Annotated in this window: 11 protein-coding genes; 2 read left to right on the forward strand and 9 right to left on the reverse strand. The window is 65.5% G+C overall.

Going from position 1 to position 9,762, the window contains the following annotated elements:
• From VM221_03935 to VM221_03960, 6 genes are all read right to left on the reverse strand, one after another.
• The coding region (locus VM221_03935; GenBank protein ID HUT73971.1) for a PfkB family carbohydrate kinase at positions 1–133 on the reverse strand (133 nt) is incomplete at its 3' end.
• Between the two features lie 113 nt (positions 134–246).
• Complete coding sequence (locus tag VM221_03940; protein ID HUT73972.1) at positions 247–1,266, reverse strand: GntG family PLP-dependent aldolase; 1,020 nt, start codon at positions 1,264–1,266, stop codon at positions 247–249.
• 62 nt (positions 1,267–1,328) lie between these two features.
• Complete coding sequence (locus tag VM221_03945) at positions 1,329–1,724, reverse strand: HEPN domain-containing protein (GenBank protein ID HUT73973.1); 396 nt, start codon at positions 1,722–1,724, stop codon at positions 1,329–1,331.
• A complete protein-coding gene (locus VM221_03950) occupies positions 1,714–2,031 on the reverse strand; it encodes a nucleotidyltransferase domain-containing protein (GenBank protein ID HUT73974.1) in 318 nt (105 codons plus the stop codon). Before VM221_03950 ends, VM221_03945 begins: the two co-directional genes overlap by 11 nt.
• A gap of 133 nt (positions 2,032–2,164) precedes the next feature.
• Positions 2,165–3,760 carry a glutamate synthase-related protein gene (locus VM221_03955; protein HUT73975.1) on the reverse strand — a complete coding sequence of 532 codons (1,596 nt, stop codon included), beginning with the start codon at positions 3,758–3,760 and terminating at the stop codon, positions 2,165–2,167.
• 355 nt (positions 3,761–4,115) lie between these two features.
• Positions 4,116–5,420, reverse strand: coding sequence for a helix-turn-helix domain-containing protein (locus VM221_03960; GenBank protein ID HUT73976.1), 1,305 nt, complete (start codon positions 5,418–5,420; stop codon positions 4,116–4,118).
• A 400-nt stretch (positions 5,421–5,820) separates the two neighbouring features.
• Between VM221_03960 and VM221_03965 the strand changes: the two genes are divergently transcribed.
• Both VM221_03965 and VM221_03970 read left to right on the forward strand, forming a co-directional pair.
• A complete protein-coding gene (locus tag VM221_03965) occupies positions 5,821–7,095 on the forward strand; it encodes a Glu/Leu/Phe/Val dehydrogenase (protein HUT73977.1) in 1,275 nt (424 codons plus the stop codon).
• 85 nt (positions 7,096–7,180) lie between these two features.
• A complete protein-coding gene (locus tag VM221_03970) occupies positions 7,181–7,408 on the forward strand; it encodes a hypothetical protein (protein HUT73978.1) in 228 nt (75 codons plus the stop codon).
• Positions 7,409–7,683: 275 nt separating this feature from the next.
• Here VM221_03970 and VM221_03975 read toward each other — a convergent pair whose 3' ends face one another.
• The 3 genes from VM221_03975 to VM221_03985 all read right to left on the reverse strand — a co-directional run.
• The gene (locus tag VM221_03975) at positions 7,684–8,475 is read right to left on the reverse strand and encodes a creatininase family protein (GenBank protein ID HUT73979.1); all 792 of its coding nucleotides are present in this window, start codon (positions 8,473–8,475) and stop codon (positions 7,684–7,686) included.
• Positions 8,476–8,546: 71 nt separating this feature from the next.
• Positions 8,547–9,338: an SPASM domain-containing protein gene (locus VM221_03980; protein HUT73980.1), complete on the reverse strand. Its 792-nt coding sequence runs from the start codon at positions 9,336–9,338 to the stop codon at positions 8,547–8,549.
• 301 nt (positions 9,339–9,639) lie between these two features.
• Positions 9,640–9,762 (reverse strand): IS630 family transposase (locus VM221_03985; GenBank protein ID HUT73981.1); only part of this gene is annotated, 123 nt, incomplete at its 5' end.

Genomic DNA, 9,762 nt, shown 5'->3' on the forward strand with positions numbered 1-9,762 from the left:
CCTGGTTGGCGCCCTTGCCGCCGGGGATGGTGTGGAATTCGTCGCCGTGGATGGTCTCCCCGGGGCGCGGCAGGCGCTCCGCTCGCACCACCAAGTCCATATTGATGCTGCCGATGACGACCACGCGCGGCACTGCGTCGCCTCCCAGCTAGGTTTTCCACTGCGGGCTTGTCATCACCTCCTGCGCCTCCTCCGCTTTCAGCATCACCGAACCGCCGCAGGGCGGGCGCTGTCCGACCGCAGGTGTCACCCCGCGGCCATCGTCTCGCGCACCGCGGCAATCGTCGCATCAATATCGGCGTCGGTGATGTCGCGGTAGGTGCACATGCGTACGACGGTTGCGCTGTAGTGCAAGACCAGGACGCCGCGGGCGGCCATCGCCTTGACGAATCCCTGGGCGTCGAGGCCGGCGCGCGCGACATGCATCCGCACCATGTTGGTATGTGGCGGCTCTACCCCCAGGCCAGCGAGGCCCCGCAGACCCTCCGCCAGCCGCTGCGCCCGCCGGTGGTCATCCGCCAGGCGTTCGATCATCTTCTCCAGCGCCACCATACCCGCCGCTGCGATCACGCCCGCCTGGCGCATCTGCCCGCCCAGCAGCGACCGCATCTCCCGCGCGCGGCTCATGTCTTTCGCGCCGCCGACCACCAGCGAGCCGATGGGTGCGCTCAACCCCTTCGACAGGCAGAAAGAGACGACATCGGCGTCACGACATAGCTCGGCGGCAGGCGTGCCGAGCGCGACCTCGGCGTTGAAGACACGGGCGCCGTCCACGTAGAGCTTCAGGTCGCGTTCGCGCGCCAGCGCAGCATAAGTCGCCATCTGCGCGAAATCCAGCGGCACGCCGCCCGCGAAGTTGTGTGTGTTCTCAACCGCCAGCACCCGCGGGCGCACAAAGCTGCGCCGCCCGAGCAGAGCGCGGATCTCATCCGGGTCGGGAGCGCCGGTCTCGTCGTTGGCCACCAGCGGAACGATGCCCGCAAGCGCCGGTATCCCGCGCTCGAAGGTCAACATGTGGCAGTTGCGCCCGGCGACGACGCCGTCGCCGCGCTCGCACAGGGTGAGCATGGACACCAAGTTGGCCATGGTGCCGCTGGGGACGAAGAGGGCGGCTTCCTTGCCCAGGCGCGCGGCCGCCGTTTCCTGAAGCCGGTTCACCGTCGGGTCCTCGCCGAAGCCGTCGTTGCCGACGGCGGCGCGGCGCATCGCCTCGCGCATCTCGTCGTCGGGGGTCGAACTCGTGTCACTACGCAGATCTATCGGCACAATGGGGACCTCTCGCAGCAACCTCGGGGCGGCCACTGGAATCGCCGACGAAGCTGGGCGCCTCACACCGAACGGCCCGCCGCCACCCCCTCCGCCCATGCAACCACCGCTTCTGCCAGGCGCAAGGCCTCGCGGTACTCTTGATTCGAGACGGGCGTCTCTTCGCCGGGATAGCGAAAGACGGTGGCGTAGTCGGTGAGTTGGGCCGAGGCAATGAGATCGGCGGTGCGTGGGAGGTCCGGGGGAAGCAGGTCAATCAGACGTTCGATGCTGTGGAGACTGGGCGCAGGAACTGCACTGTGAACCAGCACCGCCTTGATGCTCTTCTCCACCGCCTGCGGCGCGTGGAAGCACAGAGTCTCCAATAGCACATCGCCCGCTGCTGGTTGTCGGGCGATGGCGAGGTCGCTGCGTGCGAACCGCAGCCAGGAGGCCGGCGATCCGGGGTCATGCGGCATAGATTTCCTTGCCCTCCGCGAGAATGCTGCGGTAGATGAGGCCGATGTTGTCGCGATGACGCTCCAGGTGCTCAGGGGTCGTGACCAGGATGTCAACGCCGAAGGGAATGCCGAAGAGCTGTGTGTGCAGAAACCGCGAGGTCTCGCGCCGGGGAGTGCCGTCGGGCATCACCACCAGCACATCCACGTCACTGTCGAGTCCCATCTCGCCGCGCGCGGCGGAGCCAAAGAGGATGATGCGCAGCGGATGGGCCGCGTCCACGATCCGACGGACAAGCTCGGCAGTCTGTTCCCGGCTGGGCGGCAAGGAATCACCCCCGTGCTGCCGACTACTGTTCGCCGGGGCCGGGGGTAATCCTCCACCGGCGAGACTGCAGATGGCAGGTAGGGGCGCAGCACTCTGCGCCCCTACGCGACGATCACCGCTATCCAGCGGTCACTCAGAAATCCAGGATGCGGGCAAATGCCTCGTGCCCCGCCTCCTCCGGCAGCGGCAGCCCGGTGACCTTGGCGGCGCGCTCGGTGAGGGCGACGAGGTCGCTGCGGTCGAGCAGGTTGAGCTTCCACTTGCGGCAGCCCGCCATGAGCTGCTGCAGCCCGACGCCGAGCCGATCCACAAAATAGGTGTAGAGCCCCACCGCCGGCCACGGTATCTCCTTGCCCACCTTGTCGCCGTACTTCTCGCGCAGCTCGGTGCTGGCGACGAAGAAGTGAGTGGGGTCGTTGCCGTAGAGACTGGTGAAGGCCGCGGGCAGCTTGCCGGTGCCGGACAGCTCCACGAAATAGTCGGCCTTCATGACGGCGGTCAGCGGCGAGCGGCCCATGGCGATGGCCTTGATCAACGGCCCGTCGCCGAAGTTGCTGGCGGCGATGGCCTTGAAGATCTGGGTTTCGTTGACGAAGCCGCCGGCGAAGGCGATGTCGGGGACGTACTTGCCCTTGTGCTTGAGGATGCGCGCGCCCTCCAGCACCTGCGCGAGCAGGTAGAGCGTCGGGGTGCTGCACTCATTCATCATCGGCACCGGGCTCATGCCGGTGCCGCCGCCGGCGCCGTCGAAGGTCAGCAGGTCAATCTTCGCCTGCGACGCGCACTTGAGCGTGAAGGCGACCGCCGCCGCGTTGTAGGCGCCGGTCTTGAGGAAGACCTTCTTCGCCCCCTGCTCGCGCAGCCAGGCAATGTCCTCGATGAAGCTCTTCTCCTCGGGGAAGCCGACGCGGCTGTGGCGCTCGAAGGTGGCGAAGATGCCGTCCTTGAAGGCCTCCTGCACCGCGGGATCGGTGGGATCGGGTAGAACGATATAGCCGCGCTGCTTGAGCAGCAGCGCCTTCTCCAGGTTGTCCACCCGCACCTCGCCGCCGATGGCCTTGGCGCCCTGGCCCCACTTGCGCTCGATGACGTTGACGCCGAGCTCCTTCAGCGCATAGAGCTCGACCGCGCCGCGCTGATCCTCGACATTGGTCTGCACGACGATGTCGCCGTGGGTGCCGTCCCAGAACTTGCGGTAGGAATCAATGCGCCAGCGCATGCCGGGGGACTCGACGACCTTGCCGTCCTTGTAAGTCGCCTCCGGGTCCATGCCGCAGACGTTCTCGCCCACGGTCTGGATGGTGCCGCTGATGGCGCAGCCGGCGGCCAGCGCCTCCCAGTTGCGGGTGGCGACGTCGGTGGAACCCATGCCGGCGAGGAGTACGGGCACCTTGAGCGGCACCCCGCCGACGGTGGTGGAGATGTCCACGTTGGGGAAGGTGGCGTGGTCGGGGTCGGCCTGGATGCCCTCGGCGCCCAGGACTTCGACCTGAATCTGCACATCGGACCAGTTCAACAGGTAGTCCTTGTTGGAGGCGGCAGTGCTGTGCCCGAACGCCTCCGGGCTGGGATACAGCACCTCGCGCCCGCGAAACGCCGACTTGCTGATCTCGCACAGCACGTTGCACTCGCGGATGCACAGCGGGCACATGCCGCTGATGGGGGTGGCATCGCGCACCCGCAGCGCGGTGCCGCTGGTGGACCGTGAGTTCTCGTTGTACCAAGGCATGAGTTTCGTCCTCCTTTGCTCGCTCCAGATTCCCACTCCGGGCGCTCGGTGCGACCCGTGCGGTTGAATCCCTGCGCCCCCCAAACAAAAAGGCGCCCCGATGCTATTCGCACCGAGACGCCATCGTCTCGAACCGCTCACAGTCGCGCCCGACCACGCCGTCGGACCGCTGCCATTCAGGCATGAAAACCCGCCTGTGGGTGTGTATTACGACATGCGTCGGCCGTTTACCTTCACGCTGGTGAAAACATGCGCCCCCGAATAATCGTCGGCGCCGTGAGACCAGCTAAGCCGGCCCAAGACAGCGAGCCCGCCGCAATCTGCCGGGCAGCTCCGCGGCAGGCGTGCTGCGCGGTCACCTGAGGGCCACGACCCACAGCAGTTGTGCTTCTTCGGCCGCCGGGTTGCTCCACGCGCTGGGCACGTCGTTCTCCAGGTAGATGCTGTCGCCAGGTTGGAGCTCGCGGGTTCTGCCGGCGATTTCCACATGCAGACGCCCGGTCAGTAGGAGTCCGAACTCGGTGCCCTTGCGCAGAGAGAAGTGCTTGTTCAGCTTGGCGCCGGGCGGGACGATCACCATCAGCGGCTCCACATCGCCCACCAGGTCGAGGTCACGCAGGCGCTCGACATAGACCGGCTTCCGCTTGCTGCCAGCCACGCGGCTGCGCGGGCGGTCTTTCTGGCGCATGATGGTGACGGCGTCTTTGGGCATCTCGTGGCCGTCGAGCACCGTCGCCAGGTTCAGCTCCAGCTTGCGCGCCACTGCGAAGAGGTTGGGCAGCGAGAGCGCGATGAGGCCGTTCTCGGCTTGGGAAACCGTGCTCGCGGTCACGCCGAGCAAATCGCCAAGCTCCGCCTGCGACATGCCGCGCTGCAAGCGCGCCGCGCGGATGAGCTTGCCGAGCCGCAGCAGCTCGCGTCTGCTGTCGGCGACGAGGTTGAGCTTGCCGCGGACGTCCTGGTAGCGATGTGGCGCCTCCGCTTCGGCGCCCAAGGCGCGCCCCTCGGCCTTTACGAGCCGCAGCGCATAGCCGCCCTCGACGCGGGACAGATCCACCGCAACCTGGGTTACATGCTTGAGGTTGGCGCGGAACGACGAGGAATGCGCCTCTTTCTCCAGCACCCAGTAGGCGATGGTCTTGAGGTCGTACAGCCGCGGGCAGGCGTAGGTGAAGAAGCGATACGCTCGGGATGTCTCGGCCCACAGATCCTGCATCCCCGTGAGGCTGTCGAACACGTACTTGGCGCCCACCCCCGCCCTGCCCTCGATGGCGTTGGCGGTTTCGGTGAAAGCCTCCACGCTCGCGGGGTTGGTCACGCGCACGACGTGCGCCAAGTCCTGCTCGGTGGCGCTGTCGTAAAAGCGCGAAAACACCGGATCGCTGTGGCCCTTGCCGTCCGTGAAGCAGTCAACCAGGATGAACTGCGGCTCGTCGAAGAGGTCACCGAGTCTCTCCTTCATCGTCACCGGCGAATGATTGAAGGAGACATAGACGGCGTTGGTGCCGCCCCGGATGTTCGCCTCCAGGAAGGCGCGCATGAACGCCTCGACGTTGGCGCCCGCGTCAACCTCCCATACCACGTTCTCTCCGATGCGCAATTGACCGAGCAGGTCGTCGAGCCACGACACGCCGGTGCTGACGCGGATCTCTTTTTGCATGAGTCTTCCTGTGCTATCTGGCAGCAGCACGGCCCCTGGCAACGCCCACGTAATCATATCACATCGCCAGCATGACGGGAATCCGAGACGCAAGAGGGCGCGGGGACAGCGAGAACCCTTGGCATGTTCCGCCGCCTAACCGGCTGATCCCGACGAAGCCGATGACGCCCGGAACTGCCACTTGACAGGGAGTCAGTGCTGCGCATATTCTTAGCAGGTAAGTGCTGCTAATAGTCGTAATAGATTAGCGTGGGACGAATGGACGCAGATCCGGGTGCTGGCGTCAGGGGTTACCCGCACCACGGCACACGGGTGCGGTGCGGCGATGTTGCTTGCAGGCGGAAGGTAGCGGGGTTCCGCCTGACGTTCGATACCAGGCACTAATGAGGAGAAGCCGAAGATGACCACCGCAGTTGTCACCGCGGCAGAGAGCAGCGCGTACGAGATGGCGCAGGCGCAGTTGGACAAGGCTGCCCGGGTGCTGAATCTGGACCCGGCGGTTCATGCTGTTCTACGCCAACCCATGCGAGAACTGCACGTATCGCTGCTGGTCACCATGGACGACGGCAGCATTAGAGTGTTCAAGGGCTACCGGGTGCAGCACAATGATGCGCGCGGGCCAGCCAAGGGTGGCATTCGTTTCCATCCAGGGGAGACGGTGGATACGATTCGCGCGCTGGCGTGCTGGATGACGTGGAAGTGCGCGCTGGCGGACATCCCGTTTGGGGGCGGCAAGGGGGGCGTGATCTGCGATCCCAAGCACATGTCGGCGGGTGAGTTGCAGCGGCTGTCGCGGGCGTACATTGACGCCGTCTATCGCGTGCTGGGCCCCGATCTCGACATCCCGGCGCCCGACGTCTACACCGATCCCCAGATCATGGGCTGGATGATGGACGAGTACAGCAAGCTCACCGGCCACTACTGCCCGGGCGCAATCACCGGCAAGCCGCTGGCGCTTGGCGGGTCGCACGGGCGCGGAGATGCAACCGCCCGCGGCACCATCTTCGCCATCCGCGAAGCCTGCAAGCATCTGGGGGTCAACCCCAAGGGCGCCACCGTAGCCGTGCAAGGCTTCGGCAATGCCGGCTCCTACTCGGCGCTGCTGGCGGAGCGCCTGCTGGGCTGCCGCGTGGTGGCGATCAGCGACTCCAGGGGCGGCGTCACGAACATGCGCGGCATTGATTCCTCCGCCGCGGCCGCGCACAAGCTGGAGACGGGCGCGGTAATGGGCCTACCTGACACGGTTCCTCTGAGCAATGCTGATCTGTTGGAACTGGAGGTGGACATCCTCATCCCCGCCGCGCTGGAGAGGGAGATCACCGCCGCCAACGCGGATCGTGTCCGGGCCCGGATCATCGCCGAAGGGGCCAACGGCCCGACCACGCTCGAGGCCGACGACATTCTGTCCCGAAAGGGCGCGTTCATCATCCCCGACTTCCTGTGCAATGCCGGCGGGGTCATCGTGTCGTACTTCGAGACCGTGCAGAACCGCCAGTCGCTCTACTGGGAGGAAGCCGACGTGCACGAGCGACTCGACGGCAAGATCACGAAAGCTTTTCGGGATGTGCTGGCCGCGTCGCAGCAGTACCAGACCGACATGCGCACCGCCGCTTACTGTGTCGCGCTGGGGCGCGTGACCGAGGCGATGCGTCTGCGCGGTTGGATACGGTCATAGGCGGGACGCCTTCGGCTGGGCACTCGATTCCGGACGCGCGGCCGCGGCGAACCGAAGCGGCTCAGAGACAGGAGGAGCAGGCACCATGCATACGGCACCCGCTGCCAACGTCGCCACCCGGCGCGCGAGCCAGAAGTCTGCGGACGAGCAACTGCGGATGTTCCGCAACGTAGTGCGCAGCCTCGCGGCGGACGCGACGGCGGCGCTGAACCAGCTCGAGGCGGGGTGCACCGATGCCGACCAACTTGAACAGTGCCTGCTCCTGCGACATTACCTGGACTACATGATGAGACTGTGTCAAGGGCGCGTGTGACGCCCCTGCCGGCAACCCTCGCCGCTACTGCTAACACGACACGGCCGCGGGGACTTCCGGCGGCATGAGCGGAGCGGCGCCCGGTTAGTCTTGCCTGCTGCGCGCCATCTTCCAAGCGACGGTGGCGGCGGTGCGCAGGAACATCCCGGCCGCGGCAGGACACGAGACAAGCAGCACGTCACAGCCTGGTTGCACCTGTCCCTCCCTTCTGGCCTCACCGCCGACAGCGCGCTGACCCCGTGCGCCGGTGACGCCACTCCCCATTCCGGCGGAACTCAACGGATCTCCGCCATCAGCTCCCCCATCAGCACCGATAGCTGATCCACCCACCGCGCGAAGATGAGCCTCCCCTTCTCGGCGGTTCCGGCTTGCGGGGTGCCCTCGTAGCTCTCGTACGCTTCCGGAGTCGGCAGGTCAAGGGATGGCATGTGGTGCATCACCGCGTAGGCAGCCGGGAGTTCCTCCTCCTCTTCCTCCGGCGCCGCGCCCGAGCCGTCCGCAACGCGCTCCAGATGCACCGAACTCGGCCACAGGTGCAGGAGAAGGGAGGTCTCCATCTCGGAAGCATGCTCGGCGTTCGTCTCGTGCGTGAGCAGGTCAGCACACGATATCCAATACGGGAAAAGCAGGTACGCGCGGCATTTCACTTCCAGCATGCAGCTCGAGAGCGCCTCGCGTATGGCCGTTTCGTGCGCGAAGCTCTCTGCTCCCAGGGAGCACGCATGGGCGGTCACGGCGAAGAACGTGTCGAAGCCCTGCGCGGCCCACTCCCGCACCACCTGGCGCAGCATCGTGCGCAGGCAATCGAGATCAACGCCCGCAGTGCCCGCTACGAGGTAGTCGGCGGCCAGGTTGACCCCATAGTTGATGGGGGGCGCCACCAGCACCTGAGTCCGAGCGCTCAGCGCCTCGGCGAGCCGCTCCGCCACGATGAGATCGGTGGCCAGCGGCAGGTGCGGTCCATGCTGTTCGCAGGTGCCGATCGGGATCAACAGTGCTCGCCGTTTCTGCAGGTATTCGTAGACATCCACCCACGCCATGTCCGCAAGCCTTATCGGTTCGCCCATGATCCTCTCTCCTACAAGTACTTCTTTACTAGGCTGGACGGTTCGTGATGCAGTGCTGCCAGGACTGCAGTCTAGTCATTGAGTCGCCCCTTCGCGAGGTCGTCTTCGATTTCGTGCAGCAGAGCATAGAGGTCAGCACAACAGGGATGCGACCCATGCATATCGCCTGTCACATGATACGCCAATGCGCCGCATCCTCCTGCACAGACCAGAGCATAGCGGCAATCTGTGCAAGAGGGTATCTGGTCCACGGTCACAGCAGTGTCGGCGCAGCGGGTTCGTGCATCATCTAACAGAGCGGTCACGCTGCCAGTGAGTGCATTTCCCAAGACTGACTCGGCGGTACGGATATAGCCACATAGATAGACCGTGCCATCGAAAGCGATTTCCAGGGAATCACCGCGCATACCGGCGCAATATGAGCGGCGAGGGATGTTCAGCGCGAGTCGCCCCGGCCCCGTGGTCCAGTCCGCGGCCAGGCGAATCGTTGCGGGCGCCGTCACCTCCAACTCCAGGCTCGCCTGGCTGTCGAGCGCGGCCGTCAGCGTGAACGGCCGCTGTGTGAGCGAGGCTGCCGCCTCGGCAGGCGCGGCGCACCACCAGCCGAGACAGAGCACAGCCAGCAGCGAAGCCCAATGGGCGAGCAGAGCGCTGACGCGAACATTGCAGCGCAGCGGTGGGAAGCATGATCCCGTCATGGCGGGTCCCTCCACGAGCGTGGCCGGCGTCGCCGCCACTAACCCTTCGCGATTCAGATTGCGCACCGCCGTGATTCGTCCCGCCGCGTCGTAGTCCTTCTCGGCCGGCGCGCCGTTGCCGTCGGTCGTCGAGAGTGCAGTGGGTAGTGACACATTCAATATCAACCGACGTCGCCGCTGTCCGCCGAGAGGCGGTCTAACGTCGTCTTGAGCAATCGGCGCGCCCACGCCCAAAGCGAGCACGGTGCGGCGCGTCTTGCGCCAGCAAGGCACCAGATCGGTGACGAACTGAAAGAGCTGTTGCTGTGATAGCTAGGCCTGAAAGGCCGCCATGGCGGCCCCGACCCGTTGGAGCTTAGCCACATGGCTGCGACCTCGGCTAAGATGTAGTGTGCAATCAAACACCCGTTCTTGGCCGGGGTCGCTTTTTCCTGCTTGCCTTTCTGAAACTAGTGCTCCGTCAATATTATATTGATGGGTATAATCGCTTGAGTTTGATGCGCGCATCAGGGGTGGTAAAGCGCCAGTCCACGCTGGTTGCGATAGCGTTGCGAGCGTCTTCCCATGCCGCTGCCTCATGCGCTAGAGT

This window comes from Armatimonadota bacterium (assembly GCA_035527535.1).
In the GTDB taxonomy this organism is placed as follows: domain Bacteria; phylum Armatimonadota; class Hebobacteria.